24 protein-coding genes and 2 pseudogenes are annotated in these 25,446 nt (G+C 42.0%); 20 read left to right on the top strand and 6 right to left on the bottom strand.

The features are described from left to right. Window positions 1–45: 45 nt before the first annotated feature. Window positions 46–2,367 carry a class 1a ribonucleoside-diphosphate reductase subunit alpha gene (nrdA, locus tag ABD036_RS01140; RefSeq protein WP_343855768.1) on the bottom strand — a complete coding sequence of 774 codons (2,322 nt, stop codon included), beginning with the start codon at window positions 2,365–2,367 and terminating at the stop codon, window positions 46–48. Between the two features lie 814 nt (window positions 2,368–3,181). Here nrdA and ABD036_RS01135 point away from each other — a divergent pair. From ABD036_RS01135 to ABD036_RS01095, 9 genes and pseudogenes are all read left to right on the top strand, one after another. Next, complete coding sequence (locus tag ABD036_RS01135) at window positions 3,182–3,499, top strand: type II toxin-antitoxin system RelE/ParE family toxin (RefSeq protein ID WP_343855766.1); 318 nt, start codon at window positions 3,182–3,184, stop codon at window positions 3,497–3,499. Then, complete coding sequence (locus ABD036_RS01130; RefSeq protein WP_343855765.1) at window positions 3,496–3,786, top strand: helix-turn-helix domain-containing protein; 291 nt, start codon at window positions 3,496–3,498, stop codon at window positions 3,784–3,786. Before ABD036_RS01135 ends, ABD036_RS01130 begins: the two co-directional genes overlap by 4 nt. 155 nt (window positions 3,787–3,941) lie before the next feature. Next, complete coding sequence (locus tag ABD036_RS01125; RefSeq protein WP_343855763.1) at window positions 3,942–4,454, top strand: hypothetical protein; 513 nt, start codon at window positions 3,942–3,944, stop codon at window positions 4,452–4,454. Window positions 4,455–4,909: 455 nt separating this feature from the next. Then, window positions 4,910–5,770: a Tle-like phospholipase domain-containing protein gene (locus ABD036_RS01120; RefSeq protein WP_343855762.1), complete on the top strand. Its 861-nt coding sequence runs from the start codon at window positions 4,910–4,912 to the stop codon at window positions 5,768–5,770. Further along, the gene (locus ABD036_RS01115; protein ID WP_343855759.1) at window positions 5,767–6,408 is read left to right on the top strand and encodes an ankyrin repeat domain-containing protein; all 642 of its coding nucleotides are present in this window, start codon (window positions 5,767–5,769) and stop codon (window positions 6,406–6,408) included. Before ABD036_RS01120 ends, ABD036_RS01115 begins: the two co-directional genes overlap by 4 nt. A 301-nt stretch (window positions 6,409–6,709) precedes the next feature. After that, entirely contained in the window at window positions 6,710–7,600 is an 891-nt protein-coding gene (locus tag ABD036_RS01110; protein WP_425542531.1) for an RHS repeat-associated core domain-containing protein, read from the top strand. A 331-nt stretch (window positions 7,601–7,931) separates the two neighbouring features. Beyond that, window positions 7,932–8,021, top strand: a pseudogene (locus ABD036_RS01105) (Type I secretion system protein TolC); the annotation flags it as partial. Between the two features lie 5 nt (window positions 8,022–8,026). Continuing rightward, window positions 8,027–8,177, top strand: a pseudogene (locus tag ABD036_RS19170) (RHS repeat-associated core domain-containing protein); the annotation flags it as partial. Between the two features lie 732 nt (window positions 8,178–8,909). Further along, on the top strand, window positions 8,910–9,320 hold the full coding sequence (locus tag ABD036_RS01095; RefSeq protein WP_343855754.1) for a hypothetical protein: 411 nt from the start codon (window positions 8,910–8,912) through the stop codon (window positions 9,318–9,320). Between the two features lie 302 nt (window positions 9,321–9,622). Here ABD036_RS01095 and ABD036_RS01090 read toward each other — a convergent pair whose 3' ends face one another. The 5 genes from ABD036_RS01090 to ubiG all read right to left on the bottom strand — a co-directional run bounded on the left by ABD036_RS01090 (window position 9,623) and on the right by ubiG (window position 12,569). Beyond that, on the bottom strand, window positions 9,623–9,928 hold the full coding sequence (locus ABD036_RS01090; RefSeq protein ID WP_343855753.1) for a hypothetical protein: 306 nt from the start codon (window positions 9,926–9,928) through the stop codon (window positions 9,623–9,625). A 223-nt stretch (window positions 9,929–10,151) separates the two neighbouring features. Further along, complete coding sequence (locus tag ABD036_RS01085) at window positions 10,152–10,715, bottom strand: gamma-glutamylcyclotransferase (protein WP_343855752.1); 564 nt, start codon at window positions 10,713–10,715, stop codon at window positions 10,152–10,154. Window positions 10,716–10,722: 7 nt separating this feature from the next. Beyond that, complete coding sequence (locus ABD036_RS01080) at window positions 10,723–11,001, bottom strand: DUF6172 family protein (RefSeq protein WP_343855749.1); 279 nt, start codon at window positions 10,999–11,001, stop codon at window positions 10,723–10,725. A 179-nt stretch (window positions 11,002–11,180) separates the two neighbouring features. After that, window positions 11,181–11,840, bottom strand: coding sequence for an HAD family hydrolase (locus tag ABD036_RS01075; protein WP_343855746.1), 660 nt, complete (start codon window positions 11,838–11,840; stop codon window positions 11,181–11,183). 18 nt (window positions 11,841–11,858) lie between these two features. After that, window positions 11,859–12,569, bottom strand: coding sequence for a bifunctional 2-polyprenyl-6-hydroxyphenol methylase/3-demethylubiquinol 3-O-methyltransferase UbiG (ubiG, locus tag ABD036_RS01070; protein WP_343855745.1), 711 nt, complete (start codon window positions 12,567–12,569; stop codon window positions 11,859–11,861). Window positions 12,570–12,850: 281 nt separating this feature from the next. Between ubiG and gyrA the strand changes: the two genes are divergently transcribed. The 11 genes from gyrA (at window position 12,851) to ABD036_RS01015 (ending at window position 25,164) form a co-directional block, all read left to right on the top strand. Beyond that, window positions 12,851–15,559: a DNA topoisomerase (ATP-hydrolyzing) subunit A gene (gene gyrA / locus ABD036_RS01065; protein ID WP_343855743.1), complete on the top strand. Its 2,709-nt coding sequence runs from the start codon at window positions 12,851–12,853 to the stop codon at window positions 15,557–15,559. 82 nt (window positions 15,560–15,641) lie between these two features. Beyond that, window positions 15,642–16,730, top strand: a complete 1,089-nt coding sequence (gene serC / locus ABD036_RS01060; protein WP_343855741.1) for a 3-phosphoserine/phosphohydroxythreonine transaminase — start codon at window positions 15,642–15,644, stop codon at window positions 16,728–16,730. A gap of 3 nt (window positions 16,731–16,733) precedes the next feature. Then, window positions 16,734–18,023: a 3-phosphoshikimate 1-carboxyvinyltransferase gene (gene aroA, locus ABD036_RS01055; RefSeq protein WP_343855740.1), complete on the top strand. Its 1,290-nt coding sequence runs from the start codon at window positions 16,734–16,736 to the stop codon at window positions 18,021–18,023. 175 nt (window positions 18,024–18,198) lie between these two features. Further along, window positions 18,199–18,876 (top strand): (d)CMP kinase, encoded by a 678-nt coding sequence (cmk, locus tag ABD036_RS01050; protein WP_343855738.1) that lies wholly within the window; start codon window positions 18,199–18,201, stop codon window positions 18,874–18,876. Between the two features lie 126 nt (window positions 18,877–19,002). After that, on the top strand, window positions 19,003–20,676 hold the full coding sequence (rpsA, locus tag ABD036_RS01045; protein WP_343855737.1) for a 30S ribosomal protein S1: 1,674 nt from the start codon (window positions 19,003–19,005) through the stop codon (window positions 20,674–20,676). Window positions 20,677–20,760: 84 nt separating this feature from the next. Next, the gene (gene ihfB, locus ABD036_RS01040; protein ID WP_343855735.1) at window positions 20,761–21,051 is read left to right on the top strand and encodes an integration host factor subunit beta; all 291 of its coding nucleotides are present in this window, start codon (window positions 20,761–20,763) and stop codon (window positions 21,049–21,051) included. A gap of 137 nt (window positions 21,052–21,188) precedes the next feature. After that, window positions 21,189–21,446: a lipopolysaccharide assembly protein LapA domain-containing protein gene (locus ABD036_RS01035; protein WP_343855733.1), complete on the top strand. Its 258-nt coding sequence runs from the start codon at window positions 21,189–21,191 to the stop codon at window positions 21,444–21,446. Window positions 21,447–21,451: 5 nt separating this feature from the next. Beyond that, window positions 21,452–22,621, top strand: a complete 1,170-nt coding sequence (gene lapB, locus ABD036_RS01030) for a lipopolysaccharide assembly protein LapB (protein ID WP_343855731.1) — start codon at window positions 21,452–21,454, stop codon at window positions 22,619–22,621. Window positions 22,622–22,628: 7 nt separating this feature from the next. Beyond that, window positions 22,629–23,324 (top strand): orotidine-5'-phosphate decarboxylase, encoded by a 696-nt coding sequence (gene pyrF, locus ABD036_RS01025; protein WP_343855728.1) that lies wholly within the window; start codon window positions 22,629–22,631, stop codon window positions 23,322–23,324. Window positions 23,325–23,638: 314 nt separating this feature from the next. Further along, a complete protein-coding gene (locus ABD036_RS01020; protein ID WP_343855725.1) occupies window positions 23,639–24,406 on the top strand; it encodes a DUF6090 family protein in 768 nt (255 codons plus the stop codon). Further along, the gene (locus ABD036_RS01015; RefSeq protein ID WP_343855723.1) at window positions 24,403–25,164 is read left to right on the top strand and encodes a hypothetical protein; all 762 of its coding nucleotides are present in this window, start codon (window positions 24,403–24,405) and stop codon (window positions 25,162–25,164) included. Before ABD036_RS01020 ends, ABD036_RS01015 begins: the two co-directional genes overlap by 4 nt. The last annotated feature ends 282 nt before the right edge of the window (window positions 25,165–25,446 follow it).

Raw genomic sequence — 25,446 nt, 5'->3', positions numbered from 1 at the left:
AAGTGTGAATTGATGGCGGGTAGGAAACCCGCCACATTTTCTACGTTATATTTTACAAGCGCCGCCAGCACAATCGTCATCTTCTTCTAGCACTACCGCTTGCGCCAATGGTTTGGATTGCTCTTTTTTGAGTTCCACATTAGAGCTGTCAGACGCACCGTCTCGGGTGTTGTGGTAATACAAGGTTTTGATGCCTAGCTTGTAAGTTGTTAACAAATCTTTTAACAACAACTTCATAGGCACCTTGCCGCCTTCGTATTTACCCGGATCGTAGCTGGTGTTGGCCGAAATAGTTTGGTCAATAAACTTCTGCATAATCGCGCATAATTCTAGATAACCGTCGTTAGACTTGAGGTCCCAAAGCAATTCATATTGCTCTTTTAGGTTCTCATAGTCAGGAACTACTTGTTTCAATACGCCATCTTTAGAAGACTTGATACTAATATGACCGCGTGGTGGTTCAATACCATTGGTCGCATTTGAAATTTGCGATGAAGTTTCAGACGGCATCAATGCGGACAGAGTACTGTTACGCAAACCATGTTCAACAATATCCTTACGTAAGGTTTCCCAGTCGTAATGAAGTGGTTCATTACAGACTTTGTCCAAATCTTTCTTGTAGGTGTCGATGGGTAACACACCTTGAGAGTAAGTAGTCTCGTTAAACTTAGGACAAGCTCCTTTCTCTTTGGCTAAATTATTTGAGGCTTTTAACAAATAATATTGCATAGCTTCAAAGGTTCTGTGGATCAATGCATTACCACTGCCGTCGGAGTACTTTTTGCCGTTTTTAGCTAAGTAATAAGCGAAGTTGATCACGCCTATACCCAAGGTACGTCGACCAATAGAGGCATTGTGAGCTGCGGGTACTGGATAGTCTTGGTAATCCAATAAACTATCAAGCGCGCGAACGGCTAAATCGGCCATCTCTTCAAAATCATCGAGACTTTCAATCGCACCTAGGTTAAATGCCGATAATGTACACAGTGCGATCTCACCATTTTCGTCGTTCACATGCTCTAGTGGTTTAGTAGGCAAGGCAATCTCAAGACACAGGTTGCTTTGTCTAACCGGTGCCACTTTAGGATCAAACGGACTGTGAGTATTACAGTGATCGACATTCTGCAAGTAAATACGACCAGTACTGGCACGCTCTTGCATGAATAAACTAAACAATTCGACAGCTTTGATTTTCTTCTTACGAATATTGTCGTCTTGCTCGTATTTGACATAAAGCGCTTCGAATTTTTCCTGATCAGCGAAAAATGCGTCATAAAGCCCAGGAACATCAGATGGACTGAATAACGTGATGTGCTGGTCTTTGATCATGCGGGTGTACATCAATTTGTTAAATTGCACGCCATAATCAAGGTGTCTTACACGGTTTTCTTCAACACCGCGGTTGTTTTTAAGCACTAGTAACGATTCTACTTCTAAATGCCAAACCGGATAAAATAGGGTGGCAGCACCGCCACGTACACCGCCTTGAGAGCAGCTTTTAACAGCAGTTTGGAAGTACTTATAAAACGGAATACAGCCTGTGTGATACGCCTCACCACCACGGATTTCACTTCCTAATGCACGAATACGACCCGCGTTAACACCGATCCCAGCGCGCTGGCTGACATATTTTACAATGGCACTGGCGGTGGCATTAATTGAGTCTAAGCTGTCGCCAGTTTCGATCAACACACAAGAGCTAAATTGACGAGTAGGGGTACGCACTCCCGACATAATAGGTGTGGGCAACGATATTTTGAACTTAGAAACCGCATCATAAAAACGCTTGATGTAATTTAATCGCGTTTCTTTAGGGTAATTAGCAAACAAACAAGCGGCGACCAAAATATACAAGAATTGTGCACTCTCATAGATTTCACCTGTAACGCGATTTTGCACCAGGTACTTACCTTCCAATTGCTTAACCGCGGCATAACTGAAGTCCATATCACGCCAGTGATCTAGGTAGCTATCCAATTCGTTAAGTTCATCTTCGCTATAATCTTCCATGATGTGCTTGTCGTACTTACCTTTGGCGATCAGTGCTTTAACATGATCGACCAAGGCCGGCGGCTCAAATTGTCCATAGGCCTTTTTGCGCAGATGGAAAACGGCTAATCGTGCAGCCAAATATTGATAATCTGGAGAATCAGTAGAGATAAGATCAGCGGCAGACTTAATTAATGTTTCATGAATGTCTTCGGTTTTAATACCATCATAAAACTGAATATGAGCCTTAATTTCTACTTGAGACACAGAGACATTTTTAAGCCCCTTAGCTGCCCAAGTTATCACTTTGTGGATTTTGTCGAGATCAAGGACTTCGCGCACACCGTCGCGTTTGGTGACCAAAAGATTATTATTCATTTTATTAGCCGTTTAGATAATTAGCGCCAAGGCTCAGACTAAGCAGAACTTAGTTGAACACATTCGTTTTTATAATTAGTTTTTAAAACCTGAAAACTCGCTCACTTGCTGGCTTTACAAACGCTTTTTCGTTTTTTCTACCAGTTTTTCTTTTTATAGTTTGTTTTCGTGAGACAGACACAAGATAGAGGTGTTTATCTATCATTGCAACCCAATATCTGGTGGTTAAATGTTCACTTAGACCTAGACCAAATGGTAGGTTAGTGTTAGCTAACTTTTTATGGTTATTCCTCATTGAGTTAGAGTGAATGCAAGTTAATTTTTAATATATTTACGTGGTTAAAATATTTTAATTGGATGATAGAGGTTTTTAGAATATCACGATATATAGTGTCTATTTTTTAACACGGCACTATATCTGGTATCTTTTATGCTTATCACAACACTAAGGCAAAGGTAAAGTAAACGCAGCAATTGTAAACTGTGGATCGCTAAGTCTAAGCAACAAAGCGACAGAACTGGACTTGTGTAGCCTGGTAAAACGTTAAACTAAATGTATGAACAAGTAAGTCCATAAAAACGTTCCTAGCAATTAGCTTTGATTTAGGATTCAAAACCAATGGATGGTTATATATGAGAATATCCCTGAAACATCAAATCAATGTAAACACTTTATTGTGTTGCCAGATTGTGTATTTCTTCGCTCAATACTCACTTTCCTCTATAGAAAGACATTACTTAGTTTTAAGTATAGATTGCGCAGGCTTCAAAAAGAATAGACGCACTACGCCATTGGCGTATAATGGCTTTGCACATGGTTATCATTGAAACCCCAATTTTTACCAAGCATATTATTCGATTAATGAGTGATGATGAATATAAAGATTTGCAAGAAGCTTTGGTTATAAAACCCGATATGGGAATGTTGATCAAAAATACTGGTGGCTTGCGAAAGGTTCGATGGGCATTAGGTGGGCGAGGTAAAAGTGCAGGAATAAGGATTATTTATTATTGGATGTCGCAAGATGAGCAGCTTTTTATGCTGTTTGCCTATCCTAAAAATATACAAGAGAATTTAACCGATGCGCAGACCAAAGCATTGAGTCAAATTGTTAAGAGGTGGTTACAGTGAATGACGAAATATTTGATTCGTTACTAGAAAGTGTCAAACAAGCGGATGGTATTATTCAGGGAAAATTAAAAGCTTCTCGAACAAAGACGTTCGCTGAACCAGAAGTTAAGGCGATCAGAGCCAAAACAGGCTTAAGTCAAGTTCGTTTCGCCAATGTTATTGGAGTCAGTAAACGAACTTTAGAGAATTGGGAGCAAGGCCGTCGTCATCCAACTGGGCCAGCCAAAGCCCTATTAAAAATTTTAGATGCAGATCCGCACTACGCGTTAAAAACCTTAAGCGGGTAATTCAAATTTTTTCAATGAATATTTTCGCTATGAATTGCATGATAGAAAATCAAATGCTCAGACTCTGCAGGTTTCACTCAAACGGCAGAAGTAGCAATGTTTACCGTTTTGAAAAAGAGCTTGTCCCATGCGTTGGAACCCAGTAGGAGAGTTTAATGAATAAATTTATTCTTTTATTAATTGGTTTTATTTTTATATCGGGTTGTGATGTTCAAAATGCTAAAGTAGACCAAGAAGACATTAACAATATTGCAGCTAGCGTAGACGAGATATCTAAAAAAACTCTCAGTAATATAGATGCGTTTGTGAAAGTAGAAAAAATAATATTGGGAAATAACAATATTTTTTTCGACCAAATGGTGTTTGAAAGTAATCCTGACCACTATTTGAGTAATTATCAAGAATTCCAAAATCTATATGATTTAGGCGTGGAGGCAGCGACAATTTCCAAAAATAACAATTTTGTCGTATTTCGATTGACCTCGAAAATTGTTCCTTTAAATGAAAGCGCTGCCAAACGATTTACAATTTTTCTAACTAGAGCAAATACAGATATGCATATTAAAACAGTTAGCACTTGTGATGAACCCCCACAAAATGGTTATTGCAATTATAAATTGCTAAACGACGACTGGGTTATTACTTATGTTGTAAGGTTAGTGAAGTGAGGATAGATAGAGCACTTGATTCAAAATAAAGTGCTCTTACCCTGCAGATATTAATTTCAGAAGTATAAATTATGTTTTTAAGAATAGCTTTTGTACTTTCACTAGTTGCATCTAGTGTTGGCTGCGAAGAGCGTCGTCATAATCAAGATAAAGATCCGACACTTTTTGTTGAGATAATCGAATGGAGAATACCTCAACGAAATTTGAACGCAGGGAATTTAGAAAAGGTTAACGACTTCTTGGGAACTAACATGGACAGGCACCTCTAATTCAACACACTACGACCTCAAAGCCCCCTAGCGGGGCTTATTAATTGAATCATTTTTTTTCCTTTCCAACGAAATTGAGAACATTTCCCCATTGAATTTCTAGGCATGGTTTTTTCAGTTTAAATAGGAAACTTTCAAGTTAAATAAGACAAGGTTCAAGCTAAGTAAGAAATCGTTTCATTTTGCATGCGGATTACCAAGTATTGCGGAAGTGCCTTTGGTTTTGGTTCTAAACATCAGGCTGTAACATCAGACAACAAAAATAATGGTGCACAGGGAGGCCAATCGGGACGTGAAAAAACTTCTGATATAATGAGTGAGGAAGAAAAAGCTAAACGTGATGCAGCTATTAGTGAGCACGTATACGGTAAAGGAGGAGAGTTGCCAGAAGGCGTAAGATTAGTTACTCCAGAAGAATTATCCGAACTCAAATTGAATGGTGTTGAATTTGAAGATTCTGGTAGTGGATTCAAATCTGCGCACTATATTGACGAGAATGCAGGAAGTTACATTTACGCTTTTGCTGGAACTGACCCTAAGAATTTAACTGGCGATTTGGCAACCAATGCTGAAGAGGGGATTGGACGGTTCAGCTTTCAACATGACTTAGCCGTCCTTAACACCGAAACGATAATTTCGAAAGTTGGAGCAGGAAACCTTTCCCTGACAGGCCACTCTCTTGGAGGAGGGCTGACGAGTCTTGCAACACTGGTTACTGGAGTAAAAAGTAATACGTTTAATGCTGCTGGATTGCATAAAAACACCATCAAAAAACATGGTGGTATGCGCAATGCTTCTAAGGTTAACGCATACTATGTTAAAGGCGAATGGCTACATACAATGCAAACCGAACCAACATTTGGTCGATTCTCGGCCAAAGTCGGAAATTTAATTGAATTGCCAAGTACAAGAACGATCCGAAATGTGCCTTATTATTTTGGGGCAGCAGGTTATGCTATTGTTACAGGAATGAATGCCTCTTCAAGGATGGGAATGCACGGCATTGGAGATGTAAAATCAGCTCTGGAAAATCGAGGTAACAATTGATAAAGCTAAAGATTTGTATATATTTACTATTAATTGTCTTATTAGGTTGCGAAAAACAGAACGAGTTATATGCCAATGAAAGCAAAAGTGAGTCAAGCGATGAATTGACACCATTAATGCATGCTTCCAAAAATGGCGATGTCGTAGCTGTAAATAAGTTGTTAAATGGAGGTGCCGAGCCAAATCTAAAAAACTCAAAAAGCACATCCGCAATGAGCTTAGCGGTTACTTATCAACACCTTGAAGTTCTTCGTTCATTACTTTCAAATGGAGGCGATACAAAAACACATGACTTCAGAGGAGAATTGTCATTACTGCATAGGGCCGTGATTTCCGGGAATGGCGACATCGTAAATTTGTTAATTAACAATGGAGCCGATCATAGTATCGTTCATGAAGCTTATGGAACTTCTGTTTACACTGCACTTACACTCAAAAAATATAATTTGGTTTTACAACTGCTAGAAAATGGTGCTTTTCCTAAATCAGGGCTGAGCGATGGGTTGTCTTTTGAAGAACTAATTTGCGAAAAGAGAGTTTTTAATGATGAAGAAAAACTGAAGGTTAAAAAGCAGATTATTAAATATCTTCGCGAAAAGTATCCAGATACGAGGCTTGCTTGCCAATTTAATTCATAGATACCCACCTTTGACATCAAAGCCCCTTAGGACAAGAAACTACATGGACAGGCATGATTAATTTCGGCATGATTAATTTCCAGAGATTAGTCCTGAAACGCTGAAAAATTTGGCACTTTACTGAAATACTCAATGCCAGAAGAAATAAATTAATAACTACCTGAGAACTTATTAAATTTTAGCCTAATACGATATCAGGACTTAGACCGCACAGTCGCTCTTTAACAAATAGTTCTACAAGACATAAAGCGTTTTAATTCATATGAACGGGCGGGTGTACGATTATAACCTTGGTAGGTTTATGAGTGTGGATCCGTTTATTCAGGGGAGTGGGAATAGTCAGGGAATAAATCCTTATTCATATGTTATGAATAATCCATTGAGCTTTACTGATCCTTCTGGATACAGTGCAGAGGAAACTAAAAAGGTTAAAGTAAAATCCAAGGCTAAAACTGGATCTAGAATAAATAAAACTCGTAATGTAACAATTTCTGCAAGTACCGACGGTGATGGCAATGTGAGTTTCGATGTTAAAGGAGGAAGTTCATCGGATAAGAAAGCTGTTACTGGAGCTTTGTCAAATGGAGCGAAAAAATTAGAAGGCGTTGATAACTTCATATCTAATATGTCAGCTGATATAAATTCGTCTAATGAGATTGCGTCAACTTCATATGGCGCATCTGTTCAAGGCAGTTATTCAGAAGGAAGTGCAGAATGGAATGCGAGGGAAAATAAGTATTTAGAAAAAGAACGTCTAGAAGATTTAGCTAGTGTAGAGAGCGGAGAAGGTTTAATTGCTGATAACTCATCTTGGATGCAATATTTACCTGAGACATTACAGACGAATATTTTAAGTAGAAATGCCAAACAGTGTCGGATGGCATGTATTGACAGATATTACGGTGATTCTTATTATTTGGCCGAATTCGTTGGCGAGCAGGGTCTCCCAGGGTTTGCCGCTAAGCAGTCATTTGAATATTATGAGGAAAAGTTGTCTGGTCAAGCAAACAGAAATCTCTATGGCAATAGTCGAACTAGAAAATTTAAACCAGGTTTGAGAATGGTGCGAACACTCAAACAAGCTAAGTTTGCGTCTGGTGCCTTGGCTGTAGCAGGGGTCGGTGCTAAAGGTTATGTATGGGGTGCAAGAGCATATTGTTCGGTTGAATGTTGGGGAGAAAATGATGAATAACAAACTTATGAGACTCTTGGCAATGTTTTTGGGGCTAGCTTTCCTGCTCATTGGTCCTATATTAAGTCTAGCATTTTTGGACAATTGGATAACTTTTACATTGGAAGTTTTCTCGTCAGTAGGATTTGGAATCTTATTTTTATATTATGCTAAAACTGGAAAAAACTTAGGACGTAATTTGCTTCGGACACTTCTAGATTGACCTTCATTAAGACTAAATAGGACACCCACTTTTCTTATTAGGTCTTTTTTGGGCGCGGCTATTTTTTAGCTAAAGGAATTATTAGTTAAGGAAAGCAGGGGCTGATTTAATCCCCCCTGATAGGAACAAATCAGCTTAACCGATACGCATTACTATCATTGTGTGCGAAGAGCCTTTTTGTGCGGCGTAGACAGGCATATAGGTCGAAGTTATAGCTATACGCCGTTCATATGAACGGGCGGGTGTATGACTATAACGTTGGGCGGTTTATGGGGGTTGACCCTTTCATCCAAGAGGCATGGAACTCTCAGTCGATTAATCCATATAGCTATATACTGAACAATCCGTTGTGGGGTACTGACCCTTCTGGATACTCCAGAATCAAGGGAAGAGGTATTAGTGGCAGTACCTTTGGCGGGAAAGCTTTTGGTTATTGGGATAACTCTAAAAAGTCAAAGGCAACTAAATCAGATAATGGGGCTGAAAATTCAACTTCAAAATCAAACGAGAATATACCAACCACTGAGCTTCAAAGTCATGGAAATTCAACAACACCCACAGAAGCATCGGTTGAAGATAATGAAAATGATTCGTCTGAGCAAAATGATACATTGATAATACATAGAGTAACTGGCGATAATTCTCCTGACTACTATAAGTCCGATGGAACACCTGTTTGGATAAAAACTGGTGTGTCACCCAAAGAAGATAAAAAGGAGATACGAAAACCCTCCCGGCCCTTGAATCACCCTAGAGCAAGCAAAGGTTATTGGCAGGAAATCGGGCGAATATACGGTAAGGGAAATACCGGAAATTTCACTGGCGCTCACAAAATTAAAATCAATTATTTAGATGAGCAAGGAATTGCGTTAACAAATGGTATGTATTTTACTGTTAGCTTCACGGCGTTAGATGAAAACGGTAAGCCTATCCCTACATTCTCATTTAAAAAGCACGGTTCAGTAATGAAAATGTTACCGATGGGAGTAATATATGAGATATATGGTGAGGTTGGTGAAAAGTTTAGATGGAACATTGAGACTAAACGCTCAGCAGCATCATGTGATAATTGTGGGAATGGCGGGATAAAAGTAAGTGAGTTTATTTATGAATAAATTAATTTTGTTTTCTATTATTGCTTTTTCAGGGTGTAATGCAGCGGAGAAATATACAGCGTCAGATTGTATCACCAGAATTCAGTTTCATTGGGGGGATGAGTCCGGAAGAGATAAGGCGACTATTATCAGTGCGTTTATGGATGATTTTATTAAACAATATACATCCGAAGCAGATTCAGAGTTGCCGCCGCCAAGCACTTCAGTTCAAGGAAGTGACCGAGAATTCATCTTTTTGCAATATACCGAAAATTGTGACGCTAAAATTGAAACAACAAAATCTATTGTCGATCAAATTATAAAAGGAACTATCTCATATCCGAGAGTATCCTTTACCGAAGAATCTTTTGAACCTAGTGACAGCACAATAATGATTACAGGCCCATACTGGAAGTCTGAATAATGAATCATTAGTCAAATGATGTTTGAACACACACAGTTAAGTTTACTCCCCAAGCCCCAACGGGGCTTTTTGCTGTCAAAGCAGAAATACAATACCGTGGACAGGCACTCGTAAAATTGCACTGCGCAAGCTACTGATTGGTACGAAAATACTCACATCAGTGCTTTGGGTTGCACTGCCAAACAAGCTGTGGATGAGGGGCATTTTGACGCTGTCATTGCTTATCTGGAAGGCATGACCCTCGGCGGCTACGCCTAAGAATTAATTAATTCAGCCAGCTCCAATCCGCAGTAATTTGTCCCTTAACTGACCTTTCTAACCTCTTCAATATCAACCAATTTGCACTCAAAAGCATGGTCTCTGGCAAAGGCGTGAATTTTAGCTTCTGTTCGAGAGACGTCAATGTCGTAGCGGCAAAAGAATCCATAGATTCGTGCATCATCTTGCTGGATTGCTCTTACGTCATTCAAGCCACCATCAATGTTAAATTGGCGCTCATCTAACGGGTGCGCTTGATTCGCGTTGCACTGCTCTTTGGCAAACATCGAAAGTATTTCACGCGCTGTTATCGGCGCTTCGAGCTTAATCGCTGTTCCACAATAAGGCATGAGTGTGCTCCTTAAATTGATATTTAAAAAAGTTTAGTCCAGCCTCAGGCTGACGTCATCGCAGCGGAATAAATCTCAATCTGTAGGGCAGGCCAGTTAGCCGTTGGATGGTCCATTTTTATGCACCACATGGTTCAGCTTAGCGAGAATCGTGCTCCAACTTATTAGCAGAGGTAGTGCGTTTAGGGGATAATATGCAATAGGATTGTTCCCCAGTATTGGGCTACATATTCTTAAGCTGTTGTTCGATCGCAAACACATGCTCGTCTACCACATTCATGGCGCGAAGCGCATCCGCGAGTTGAAACACATAGTCGCGATTTTCGCCACTGGGGCCTGAACTTCGATGTATGTGTTCGGCAAGTTCTTTATCATGGAGATGACCTAAAAAGGCTTTGTTGTCTTGTGAAGCAATATAGACTAAGCCTTTTTTAACTAAACTACTGCCATTAAAAAATATGTCGACTTCGTGACGTAAATAACCATTTTTTTCTCGATGGTCTAGATGATCAAATACCTCGTGGGTGACCCTAAACGCAATACCCACACAAGTAGCTTTTCCAGCGGGAATCAAAGTGGCGACTCTGCCGGGATTATCTGGTGTGCCACGATGATCGTGGCTGCCTTGCCACAGGCGACGTTGCCAACCTTTAATGCTGGCTGAGACTTTTTCAATAAAGGGAAAGTCGACTTTGTAAATTAATGAGCCATAACCGAACAACCAAATCTCGTCATAGTCGGTTAAAGACTGACGGGTTCTATTTTGCTCAATGGTATTGAGTGACATATTCGAATTAATCGCGGGTAACTGGTTTGGCGAGTATCTCTACGTAAAATGAAGTGCAGCCAATTGCGGTTGCTTCGTCCATTTTTTTATTTAACTGTGATAACTGAACCTCACTAGCTTCATCTTCGGTAACGCCAAAACGACAATCAAAGTCCCAATGAGTCGCTTCTTCTGGCAACGCTTTTCTGCGCTCTCGTTTGACATATTTTTTGATTTCAAACTTTATCGCATCAAGCATACGAGGGATTTTAATTTTGGGGTGAGTGAGTTCAAACGTCTTTTTCATTGGCTTCCAGCAAGGCGAAAAGGTTAACTAGGCAGTGATTTAGTATACCTTGTTTAGTCAACCAAATATTGAAAAACTAGTAAACGGCTTTTTGATATTGGCCTAGAGGTTAAAAAACACGCTGACCCTGCAGAAAATTCAAGTACTCTGACCCTTTAGAAAATACAAAAATAAGCAACTCACAACTTATTTAAAGCACTCAGTTCAGAAATATGCTGGATAGCATATTCTGCCTGCCAATCTTGAGCTTCTTGTGGGTGTGTTAGGTAGCCATATAATGCCGCAACGCTGCGCATGTTTGCCGCGTGCGCGGCTTGGATATCGCGCTTGGCATCACCCACGTATAAAGTATTCTCAGGCGAAAGGTTGAGTGCTTTAGCTGCCTCCAATAACGGCTGTGGGTGAGGCTTACTATTTTCATAGGTATCGCCACTAACAACGCATTGGCACTTGCTCATTATGGGAAAGTGTTGGAGTAGTTTGTCAGTCAACCAACCTGGCTTATTGGTCACTATTCCCCAAGGTATCGATGCGGAATTGAGTTTTGCTAAGTAATCTGCAACGCCATCAAATGGTTGGGTGTCAGTACAAATATTTAGATGGTAGTAGTCGAGTAAAGACTGCCTTGCTGTGTCGTAGTTGATGTGTTGGAATTGGTCACCAAACCCCAACTCAAGTAAGCCTTTGGCGCCGTTAGAGGCAACCGGTCGGTATAAGTCGTAACTACATTCATTCACCCCGTGCTGGCGCAGCACATGATTTAGGGCATTGCCTAGGTCAGGGGCGGTATCCAATAAGGTGCCATCGAGGTCGAACAACACACCGTCAAAATTGAGCATTACTACTTCCTTAATTTATTAGTCTTGTGCTTGGCAGTGCACTAAATAATTCACATCCACATTTTGCTCAGACAAATAATATTGCTGACTGATCGGGTTTAAATGCAAGCCGGTCATGTGTTTTACCAATAATGGCGTGTCATCAACCCAACTTAACAGCTCTGAAGGTTGAATAAACTTGTTGTATTCATGTGTTCCCTTTGGCACCAATTTAAGCACGTGCTCAGCACCTACAATCGCCATCAAATAGGATTTTAAATTGCGATTTAAGGTTGAAAAGAACACATGTCCACCAGGTTTAACCAGCGCCGCGCAGGCACGAACTATGGCGGCGGGGTCCGGTACATGCTCGAGCATCTCTAAGCAGGTTACGATATCAAATTGTTGAGGATGTTTGTTAGCCATACTTTCTGCGGTTATTTTTTGATAGTCAACCTTAACGCCGGTTTCCAAACCGTGCAGTTTAGCCACCTCAAGTGACGCCTCGGCCATGTCGATACCGGTCACTTTGGCACCTTGTCTGGCCATATACTCTGCTAAAATGCCGCCACCGCAGCCAATATCAATAAGGGTTTTATCAAAAACGCCATTGGCGTGTTGCATGATGAAGTCGGCACGTAGGGGATTGATCTCGTGCAATGGTTTGAATTCTCCGTCAGTATCCCACCAACGAGACGCCAAGGCGGCAAATTTCTCTATTTCAATATTATCTACGTTTTGATCAACCACGTTGTACTCCTTTATACCTATTCTATTTATTATAGGCTCAATGGATTTTTGATAACCAGACATTTATAACCCTGTTGCTGTTACATTTTTTGCTACATATGCTAAAAAAATGATTAATTGCACACTATATGAGCTGAACACGGCTATTCATTTTGTTTTCCCGATGATAGAATCCAGAGTCGATTTAAAGAACCCATTAAAAGTGAATTGAACCCTATTGAACGTGCAATTTTGCCAGTCAATAAGTAGATTCAGATAATAATTTAGGGACAAGGCTGTATATGACTGACCATGCCAATGAAATTCTCCCCATCAATATAGAGGAAGAGCTTAAAAACTCTTATCTCGATTACGCTATGAGTGTAATTGTTGGACGTGCTCTTCCAGACGTTCGTGATGGACTTAAACCTGTGCATCGCCGCGTATTGTTCGCGATGAACGAGTTAAAAAACGACTTCAATAAACCTTATAAAAAATCTGCACGTGTTGTTGGTGATGTGATTGGTAAATACCATCCACACGGCGACTCGGCTGTGTACGACACTATTGTACGTATGGCTCAGCCATTTTCATTGCGTTACATGCTGGTTGATGGTCAAGGGAACTTTGGTTCTGTTGATGGTGATTCAGCTGCTGCAATGCGTTATACCGAAGTCAGAATGGCAAAGATTGCGCATGAATTATTGGCCGATCTTGAAAAAGAGACAGTCGACTTTGTACCTAACTATGACGGCACAGAGCATATTCCTGATGTATTGCCGACCAAAATCCCTAATTTATTAGTGAATGGCTCATCTGGTATTGCGGTGGGGATGGCAACCAACATTCCTCCTCATAACCTAACGGAAGTCGTTAACGGCTGTATCGCGCTTATCGACAATCCAGATATGACCATTGAAGAGATAATGGAACATATTCCAGGCCCAGACTTCCCAACGGCAGCACTGATTAGTGGTCGTAAAGGAATCGATGACGCCTACCGAACTGGCCGTGGCAAAATATACATGCGCGCTCGCGCAGAAATTGAAACCGAAGATAACGGTAAAGAAACCATTATCGTTCACGAAATTCCATATCAAGTGAACAAAGCGCGATTGATTGAAAAAATCGCCGAGTTGGTTAAAGAAAAGAAAATAGAAGGCATTTCGGCATTGCGTGACGAGTCTGATAAAGACGGTATGCGCATTGTTATTGAAGTTAAACGTAATGAATCAGGTGAAGTTTTACTTAACCACCTTTATGCACAAACACAATTGCAAACCGTGTTTGGTATTAACATGGTGGCGTTGGATAAAAACCAACCTAAGATTTTCAATTTAAAACAAGCGCTAGAAGCCTTCATTCTGCATCGCCGCGAAGTGGTTACACGACGCACGGTTTACGAGTTGAAGAAAGCGCGTGATAGAGCGCATATATTAGAAGGCTTGGCGATTGCATTAGTTAATATCGATGAAATCATCGAGCTGATTAAAGCGTCGCAAAGCCCAAGTGATGCTAAAGCGTCCTTGGTTGCACGTGGTTGGGCATTAGGTGATGTGGCAGAGATGTTGTCACGCGCCGGTGATGATGCCGCACGTCCAGATTGGTTAGAGCCGCAGTTTGGTATCCACAGTGGTGAATACTTCCTGACAGAGCAACAAGCGCAAGCGATCCTTGATTTACGTTTACATAAACTAACCGGTTTAGAGCACGATAAAATCTTAGCGGAATATAAAGAGCTATTAGACTTTATTGCTGAGTTGCTATACATCCTCGCTAATCCAGCGCGATTGATGGAAGTTATCCGCGAAGAGCTTGAAAAAGTGCGTGATGAGTATGGCGATGAAAGACGTACTGAAATCACTGCGGCTACCCATGATATCGATATGGAAGATTTGATCGAACGTGAAGATGTAGTGGTGACATTGTCGCGCGAAGGTTACGTTAAGTATCAGAAGTTGTCTGATTACGAAGCCCAACGCCGCGGCGGTAAAGGTAAGTCAGCAACTAAGATGAAAAATGAAGACTTCATCGAAAAACTGCTCGTTGCCAACACACATGATCATCTATTGTGCTTCTCAACTCGCGGTCGACTCTATTGGCTTAAAACTTATCAATTACCTTTTGCCAGCCGTAATGCCCGTGGTCGTCCAATCGTAAATATTTTACCTTTGGAAGAGAACGAACGTATTACCGCTATATTACCCATTCAAGAGTTTGAAGAAGGTAAGTATGTGTTAATGGCGACGGCCAACGGTACGGTTAAGAAAACGGCGTTAACGCAATATTCTCGTCCACGTGCCAACGGTATCATTGCGGTTAATCTGAATGATGGTGATGAGTTGATTGGTGTTGATATTACTGACGGCCAAAGCGATATCATGTTGTTCTCAGATGCGGGTAAAGTGGTTCGTTTCAATGAAAAACAACGTGACGCAGACACAGGCGAAGTGAAAATTGACCCAGAAACAGGTGAAGAACTGTTAGCGTTGAGACCGATGGGTCGTACCGCAACCGGTGTTCGTGGTATTCGTTTGAAAGACGGTCAAAAAGTGGTGTCACTGATTGTACCTAAAGATGACGGTGCTATTTTAACGGCCACAGAAAATGGCTTTGGTAAACGCACGCCGCTAGCTGACTACCCAGCTAAGAGTCGTGCGACACAAGGTGTTGTCTCTATCAAAGTGTCTGATAGAAACGGTCTTGTGGTTGGCGCTGTGCAAGTGGTTGAAGGTCAAGAGATCATGCTGATCAGTGACCAAGGCACATTGGTTCGTACTCGCGTCGACGAAGTTTCCACCGTTGGCCGTAATACCCAAGGTGTGCGCTTAATACGCACCGGTGCTGATGAGCGAGTCGTAGGTTTACAACGAATTGATGAAATCGAGTCTGACGAGATTGAGTTAGATGAAGATGGCAATCCAATTGAAGCTGCGGTTGAAACCGTAGAAACGGCAGAAGAAGGTGTTTCAGACACACAATCAGATTCGGATTCAGATCCAACTGAATAAACACTGACGCACGTCAAAACACAGTAAGTTCTGTGAGCAACGAGCGGTTTATCCGCTCGTTTTTTTTTGGAGAAGGAAAGTAATGCAAAACGAGGTCTTCAATTTTAGTGCAGGTCCTGCAATGCTGCCAAAAGAAGTGATGCTACAAGCTCAAAGCGAGTTTATTGACTGGCAAGGGCAGGGGTGTTCGGTGATGGAAATGAGCCATCGCAGCAAGCCTTTTATCGAACTTGCGCAAAAAGCGACAGCGAACTTGAGAGCCCTGTTGGCTGTGCCCGATGATTATCATGTGCTATTTACCCACGGTGGAGGGCGAGGTCAGTTCTCTGCTGTGCCGCTCAATCTCTCAGTTAAGGACGATCGCGCCGATCACTTAGTTACCGGTTCATGGTCAAAAGGTGCGGTAAGTGAAGCCAATAACTACCTTAATGCCGATGTAGTTGCTACCACCATAGAAGAAAATGGGCTTATCACCTTACCTAGCCGTGATACTTGGACAATGAATTCAAAAGCCGCCTATTTCCATTATTGTCCGAATGAAACGGTTGATGGTTTTGAGATTGACTGGGTGCCGCAAACAGAGGGCGTGCCTGTGGTGGCCGATATGTCATCGACTATATTGTCGCGTAAAATTGATGTCAGGCAATACGGTGTGATTTACGCCGGCGCGCAAAAGAATATTGGCCCATCCGGCTTATCCGTGGTTATTGTGCATGACTCATTGCTTAATCGCGCCAGAGTAGAAACACCGTCTATATTGCAATATGACCTGATTGCTAAGAACGACTCAATGTACAATACGCCACCTACCTTTGCTTGGTATCTTGCCGGTTTAGTCTTTGAGTGGTTGGTAGCGCAAGGTGGTGTAGAGGCAATTGAACAGCGCAACCAACAAAAAGCACAATTGCTATACCGTGCTATCGACAATAATGATTTTTATGCCAATCGTATCGATCCACAATATCGCTCGCGTATGAATGTGCCTTTTCAACTAGCCGATCCGAATTTAGACTCGTTATTTCTGCAACAAGCGGAACACGCCGGATTAAAAGCATTAAAAGGTCATCGCATCGTCGGCGGTATGCGCGCGAGTATTTATAATGCCATGCCTATTGAGGGCGTGACTGCATTGGTGGATTTTATGAATGATTTTGCTAAAAGGAACGGTTAGAACATGCAACAACTGCGACTAGAACCTATCGATAAAGTTCAGGGCACGGTTAATGTGCCAGGTTCCAAAAGTCTATCAAATCGAGCCTTGCTGTTAGCCGCTCTTGCTGAAGGTGACACCCTGTTAACCAACTTATTAGACAGTGATGATATACGTCACATGCTTGATGCTTTGCAAAAACTAGGCATTCAATATCAATTGAATGAGGATAAAACCCAGTGTCTGGTCAAAGGCAATGGTGGGGCTTTTTCCTGTGCACAGCCAGTGAATTTGTTTTTAGGTAACGCTGGCACGGCAATGCGTCCGCTATGCGCTGCTCTAGCGGTGTCACAGGGCGATTTTATATTAACCGGTGAGCCGCGTATGGAAGAACGCCCCATCGGTGCTTTGGTGGATGCGCTTCGCCAAGTGGGCGCACAAATCGAGTATCAGAAAAATACCGATTATCCACCGCTTAAGATCCACGGTGCCGCCTTATCTGGTGGTAAAATTGAGGTGGATGGCAGTGTGTCCAGCCAGTTTTTAACCGCGATATTGATGGCCGCGCCTTTGTTCACCACTGACAGCACTATTAGTATTATTGGTGAGTTGGTTTCTAAACCTTATATTGATATTACCTTGGATACCATGGCACGTTTCGGCGTGACAGTAGAGAATGGTAATTATCAACACTTCAATATAAAAGGTCGTCAAACATACCGCTCTCCCGGTACATTCTTGGTCGAAGGTGATGCTTCATCCGCTTCCTACTTTTTAGCGGCTGGTGCTATCAAAGGTGGCACAGTGAGAGTGACAGGCGTTGGATCAGAGAGTATTCAAGGTGATATCCGCTTTGCTGACGTACTGGAAAACATGGGAGCCAAGATCACTTGGGGTAACGATTTCATCGAAGTGACAGGGGCGCCGTTAACGGCCATTAATATGGACATGAACCATATCCCTGATGCGGCCATGACCATCGCCACTACCGCCTTGTTTGCCCAAGGCACCACTAAAATGACCAATATATATAATTGGCGCGTGAAAGAAACCGATCGACTTGCCGCCATGGCAACAGAGTTGAAAAAATTAGGGGCGCGGGTAATTGAAGGCCATGATTTTATTGAAGTAACCGCTCCTGAGTCGCTACAAGAAGCTCAAATTGATACCTATAATGATCACCGCATAGCAATGTGTTTTGCGTTGGTGGCACTGAGTGATACAGCCGTGGTTATCAATGATCCCGATTGCACAGCAAAAACCTTCCCCGACTTTTTTCAGCGCTTTAAAAGCATTTGTGTCTCTAACAACTAAACATTGCCGATGAACAGGGCTATTACTCAATAGCCCTTGGTTTTTTACTAAAAAATTCTTCCTAAATTACTACCTTAAACAAATAACTAACGTCTAATTAGATGGATTGCATTGCTTCTGATGCCTTAACGAGTATAATTCCCGCCGATTTTTCAAGACAAGCTCAGGAGAGCGCATGCAATCATCTCCGGTCATTACCATAGACGGACCGAGCGGTGCTGGTAAAGGAACCGTAAGCACTCAGTTAGCCACAGAGCTAGGTTGGAACTTTTTAGACAGTGGCGCAATTTATCGCGTACTCGCAATCGCTTCCATGCATCACCAGATAGATGCAGACGATGAAAGTGCGCTGTTACCTTTGGCGAGCAACCTTGATGTCAGTTTTCAAACAACTGAGTCAGGTAGCAAAATCGTCCTTGAAGGTGAGGACGTAACCTATTCAATTCGTACTGAAGAGGTCGGTAGTATCGCTTCTCAAATTGCTTCATTGCCTAGGATCCGAGAAGCCTTATTGCGCAGACAAAGGGGCTTTCGTGAAGCACCTGGACTGGTTGCCGACGGCAGAGATATGGGAACGGTCGTTTTTCCTAATGCTGAGGTCAAAATATTCCTAACCGCTAGTGCTGAAGAACGCGCGCAGCGGCGTTATAAGCAGTTGAAAGAGAAGGGCCATGATGTTAACATTGCGCGCCTTTTAACCGACATCCAAGCCAGAGATGAGCGTGACGCCAATAGAACGGTGGCTCCTTTAGTCCCAGCAGAAGATGCATTAGTCCTAGATTCTACTGAATTAAATATTAATCAAGTGGTTGAAAAGGTTAAAGAATTTATGAAAGGCAAGGTCGAAATTTAATTGTTTTGGGCTTGTTAGCAACACTGTAAGACTGTCCAGGAAATGGAACTTTCTGGTTTTGAACAATAACCCCACGCTAACCGGATTTTACGTGGATACAAACAAAAGAATTAATTAAAGTAAGCTATGATTGAAAATTTTGCTGATCTATTTGAAGAGAGTTTAAAAGAACTCGAAACACGTCCTGGTGCCATCGTTAAAGGTACTATTGTATCAATCGACAAAGACATCGTTTTGGTTGATGCAGGTCTTAAATCTGAAAGCGCAATTCCTGTTGAACAGTTCAAGAATGCTGAAGGCGTACTTGAAGTGGCAATTGGTGATACGGTTGACGTAGCACTAGACGCAGTAGAAGACGGTTTTGGTGAGACTATCCTTTCTAGAGAGAAAGCTAAGCGTCACGAAGCTTGGGTTGAACTAGAAAAAGCTTACGAAGAAAAAGAAACCATTATTGGTGTGATCAACGGTAAAGTGAAAGGTGGCTTTACAGTTGAAGTGAATACAGTGCGTGCTTTCTTGCCTGGTTCATTAGTTGACGTACGTCCAGTACGCGACACAACGCACTTGGAAGGTAAAGAATTAGAATTCAAGGTTATTAAACTTGACGCTAAACGTAACAACGTAGTTGTTTCACGTCGTGCTGTTATCGAAGCAGAAAGCAGTGCAGAGCGCGATCAAATCTTAGCTAACCTTGAAGAAGGTCATGAAGTTAAAGGTATCGTTAAGAACCTTACTGATTACGGCGCATTCGTTGATCTTGGCGGCGTAGACGGTCTACTTCACATCACAGACATGGCTTGGAAACGCGTTAAGCACCCAAGTGAAATTGTCAATGTTGGTGATGAAATCAACGTTAAAGTATTGAAGTTCGACAAAGAGAAATCTCGCGTATCTCTTGGTATGAAGCAAATGGGCAGCGATCCTTGGCAAGAAATTGCAGAGCGTTACCCTGAAGGTTCTAAGCTTTCTGGTGCGGTTACCAATTTGACTGACTACGGTTGTTTCGTAGAAATCGAAGATGGCGTTGAAGGTTTGGTTCACGTTTCAGAAATGGATTGGACTAACAAAAACATCCACCCGTCTAAGGTTGTTAACCTAGGTGATGTTGTTGAAGTAATGGTACTTGAAATTGACGAAGAACGTCGTCGTATTTCTCTAGGTCTTAAGCAGTGTAAAGCGAATCCTTGGGAAGAGTTTGCTAAGACCCACGAGAAGAATGACAAAGTTAGCGGTAAGATTAAATCTATCACTGACTTCGGTATCTTCATCGGCTTGGATGGCGGCATTGACGGACTAGTTCACTTGTCTGACATTTCTTGGAATAAGACTGGCGAAGACGCTGTTCGTGAATACAAGAAAGGCGACGAAATCTCTGCAGTTGTACTACAAGTTGACCCAGAGCGTGAGCGTATTTCTCTAGGCGTTAAGCAGATTGAAGAAGATCCGTTCAATAAGTATCTGACAGATAACAAGAAAGGTGCTATCGTTACTGGTAAGATTACCGCTGTAGACGCTAAAGGCGTGACAGTTAACTTATCTGAAGAAGTAGACGGTTATATTCGCGTAGGCGATTTGACTGTTGAGCGTTTAGAAGATGCTTCTGAAGTAGCGAATGTAGGTGATGACATCGAAGCCAAATTTATGGGCGTAGATCGTAAGAACCGCATAGTTAACTTGTCAGTTAAAGCGAAAGACCAAGCAGACGAGAAAGAAGCGATTGAGAAAGTAAATCAGCAAGAAGACGCTGGCTTTACTAACGCATTTGCTGAAGCATTCAAAGCTGCGAAAGGCGAAGAGTAAGTTTCAATGCGCAGGCGCAGTGAACTCTGCGTCTGCTCTTGAGTCTCACATCGGTAACTTGTTTTTGATTAACGGAGGGTATGTATGACCAAATCTGAACTTATTGAAAGACTTGCCGATAAAGCCCGTCATGTTCCTGCAAAGGATGTGGAGTTGGCGATAAAAGAAATGCTCGAACAGATGGCGCAAACCTTACAAAAAGGCGACCGCATAGAAATTCGTGGCTTTGGTAGTTTCTCACTACATTATCGTGCACCGCGTGTTGGCCGCAACCCAAAAACCGGAGAAACGGTTAAGTTGGATGGCAAATACGTTCCACATTTTAAGCCTGGTAAAGAACTACGTGAACGGGTAAATGAAGGCTTGACGCATTGAACCTAGCTATATAATTTAAAAAACGGCACTCATTTTTGGGTGCCGTTTTTGTTTGGATGACAAGATGCTGGTATTTTAGGTATCATATCCGTATCTGTGACTAGTCTGTCGAATTGTCGCCCGCTTAAGGACTGAATTTGAAAGTATTTTTGCTCGTTGTCATCTTCATTATCATCATTCTGGTGGCTGCGCTCTTGGGAGCCAAGAATGACCAAGCAGTCATGTTTGACTATTTACTGTCCGTCGTTGAAATGCGTTTATCATTATTATTAATGTTATTTTTCGCAGGCGGAGCAATATTGAGTAGTTTGATATTTACCTTGGTGTGGCTACGTCTGAAATGGCGAATAGGTCGACTTAAAAAACAACGCCATAATCCTGAAAAAAGTAGCTAACTTATATGCTTGAATTACTTTTTTTATTACTTCCAGTGGCAGCAGGTTATGGCTACGTCATGGGCCGTAACAGTGTGCGTCAAGCACAGCGCAAACAATCCAGTATTCTTTCTCGACATTACTACAAAGGCTTAAACTTCCTACTCTCCGATCAACCCGATAAAGCCGTCGACACCTTAATGAAAATGATCAACCTAGATAGTGATACGGTTGAAACCCACATCGCCATGGGAAACTTTTTCCGACATAGGGGCGAGTTAGATCGTGCCATACGCGTACATCAAAATTTAGTAAGTAAACAAGAGCTTTCAGACACACAAAATAAACAAGCACTTAGAGAGCTCGGTAAAGACTACATGATGGCTGGCTTTCTAGAGCGTGCCGAAAACGCGTTTCTACAATTGCTAGAAAGTGATAAACATTTCTTAGATGCCCAAAAGCAGCTGTTTAGTATTTATCAAACGACGAAAGAATGGGATAGGGCGATTGAACTGGGTGAGCGCATGATGAACTGTCACGGAGACAGTGAAGAATTGTGCAATCGCATCTCACATTTTTATTGTGAGCAGGCGATGAAGTTTATTAAAGCGGAAGATTTCGACTCCGCGGAAAAATCCTTGCAAAAAGCCGTTTTGGCGGATGAACATGCAGTTAGACCTTGGTTGATATCAGGTGACCTCGCGATAAAACAACAGCAATACCAGCAAGCGATTGATTATCTAAAAGAAGTACCTGTAAGAGATATTAGCTGGTTTAGTGAAGCGGTGCCTATGCTTGAAGTCTGCGCTGAAAAGCTGGGCAATGATGAGCAATTAGAAGCCATATTAGAGCAATATTGGCAACAATGTGCGGCTGCGTATTTAGCAAAAGTAAAAATACTGGCTAAGAAAGAAAGCACCGATGTTGCCGAAAATGTGCTGTTTGAACAGCTATCGAAGACACCCACCATGAAGGGCTTTAAGACCTTAATGGGCTTTTTCATTGAAGATGAAGTCGATGATAAAACCAAAGAAAGTTTAACCATGGTTAAAGGGTTGGTTGAAGAGCAAATAAAAATGCGTCCTAAATACCGCTGTTTGAGCTGTGGCTTTGCCGGACGCCAGATCCACTGGTTATGTCCTTCTTGTAAAAAATGGGGTTCAGTAAAACCCATCAAAGGTTTAGACGGAGAATAAGTTCACTATGAGTGATGCGAAAGTCATAGTTGCATTGGATTTTGACGATAAGCGTCAAGCCCTTGATTTAGTTAGTCAATTAGACCGGTCTCAATGCAAGTTGAAAGTCGGCAAGGAAATGTTTACCTACTTTGGTCCTGATTTTGTCAAAGAGCTAGTACGTCGAGACTTCGACGTGTTTCTAGATTTGAAATTCCATGATATTCCTAATACCGTTGCTAAAGCGTGCCTCGCGGCAGCTGATTTAGGGGTGTGGATGGTCAATGTACATGCCTCTGGAGGTCCAGAGATGATGGAAAAAGCCAGTACAGCCTTGGCACGCCTTAAACAACCGCCTAAATTAATTGCGGTTACGGTGCTTACCAGTATGGATCAAGCACAATTAAGTAGTATTGGCATTAGTAGCACACCTGAACAACATGTACTTAAACTGGCGAACATGGCGCAGCAAAGTGGCCTCGATGGTGTGGTGTGCTCAGCGCAAGAAGCGCCGGTACTTCGAAAACAACATAATAGTGAATTTTTGCTAGTTACCCCTGGAATCAGACCTGTTGGCTCACAACAAGGTGATCAAAAACGCATCATGACCCCGCCTGACGCCATTCTTGCAGGGGTGAGTTATATGGTCATTGGCAGGCCGATTACGCAAGCAAACAACCCGATGCAGGCGCTACAAGAAATTAACGATTCTATCGCGTTATAAAGCACCGCGAGGATGACGGGGGGCGTTGTCAAACCCGCATGTTTACTCTTTGTCATCCCCGCATGTTGCCTCTTTGTCATCCCACACTTTTGAATCCAACGTCTCTTATTGAATATTATATTTGTAACACAATCAAAAACAGGGCAAGCTCGTAGTAGTTCATAAATCATACAGGCAAGTATAGTGAGTAGAATGCTAAAGGAACGAAGGAAGTGCTGCACTGAACTTATTGATTGCGCTTTTGGTTACTCCTTGTTGGTTAATCAATTGATTTGCGAAAAAAATGTAATCTCTCAATTGCGTGCCAAAGCCTAATGTTGCTGCGTTCAATCACAAATCACATCAAAGAACAAAACTGGTTAGCTGTGCTAATTGATTTTATGATTGTTGTAGTTGGCGTCTTTATTGGTATTCAAGTTGCCAACTGGAACGAGTCTCTTGCTGAAAATGAACTTTCCAATCGCTATATGGAGCAGCTCACGAGGGATATTCGCGCCGATATAATTGATATAAATACGAGTTATAAAACCTCGCAATGGCGCCTCGCTGCACTATCTGTATTACTAGAAAAGTCGGACATTGCACTCGTAAATACATTCTACAATCCTGAGCGAGAAGTAAGCTTTCCTGCCGTGTCAATTGAGGAAGACTCAATTCAATATTTGATAAACGCCTCAACGTATACACGTTTCCTCGATGATGACCGTCCAGCCTATATCTCGCTGGTCAATTCTGGTAATGCTAGACTGATAGGCAAGTTGAAGCCATGGCCATGTATCCAGTCTTACTACGCACAATACAAGGAAGTACGGTTATTTGAAGAACGTTTGTTATTATTTCGCACTGAACTTATTCGCACTCAGCATGACGCTGGGATTTCTATAGCAGGTCATTTATCCGAGGAAGAAACCCTTGAGAGGATCCGAACAAATCAAACGCTCTCCGCCGCGATGTCGTCCTATCGCTTGTTTAGTTTTTATTACATGACCGTTCTGGACGAATTACGTCAACGGGCGATCTTGCTACTTGAGTTACTTGAAACAAACAGTGCTCAATGTGACTTCAATACAGGCGAGTTATGATCTTCCGTCGCATTAAAGTGCATATCCAAAAAGAAAATTGGTTTGCGGTATTTATTGATTTTATTATCGTCGTGTTCGGAGTATTTATAGGTATTCAAGTCGCCAATTGGAATGAATCGCAAACTTTTAACGACAAGGAAGTACAGTTACTTAACGAATTAAAAAATGAAATTAAAATAGGGATTGATGCGACTTATTGGAAGGCTAATGCTTATCAACAAGTAACTGAAGCAGCCATCAGATCTTTAGCGGTATTATCTAATGAAGTTGACTGTGAGCCAGATTGCTGGATGGTGCTTGTTGACTTTATGCATGCATCACAATGGCAAGATACCCGTATAAGCCGCTCAATCTACGATGAAATGCGCCGACTTGGGTTGCCCCGCAATCGCACTATTAATGAGCGTGTCGAAGCCATACTCGCCCAAAACGAAGGTAATGCCGTTATTTTTGATGATAAACCGATTTATCGTAATCGCATTAGACAATTGATCCCCTATGCCGCGCAGAGATATTACTGGGAGCATTGCTATACCTATGTTCGTGGGGTTGAGACATATTCACTTGATTGCCCCGAAGGGGTCAGTAATGAAGATGCATTTCAAATTATCAAGTCGATTATTAGTCATCCTGATATCAAACTGCATTTAACTGAATGGGCTAGTAATCTAGCCACAGTTCCCGACGAATTTGCAGAACAAAATATTGATGCATTAGAAGCTATTGCCGCAATAGACGCTGAATTGCAGCGGCGTTGATTGAGTTAAGGCTAGGTACGGAGTACTTTAAAAAATACAGGGTTAATGCGTTGCCTTTTCGTCCTTCCCGCATGTCGCCTTTTCGTCCTTCCCGCATGTCGCCTTTTGTCATCCTCGCATGTTGCCTCTTTGTCATCCCCGCATGCAGTTAGCTGGGAACTCCTCAAAAGTCTGATGTCATTCAATACAAACAGGAGTCAGGAAGATCCCGGCACTGCGTGCGCCCAAAAGAGCGTTGCCGGGATGACGGGGTGTGGTGTCATCCCCGCATGTCGTTAGCGG

The organism is Aliiglaciecola litoralis, assembly GCF_039523355.1.
Classification (GTDB): Bacteria; Pseudomonadota; Gammaproteobacteria; order Enterobacterales; family Alteromonadaceae; genus Aliiglaciecola; species Aliiglaciecola litoralis.
This window is presented reverse-complemented; position numbering and strand designations above follow the sequence as displayed.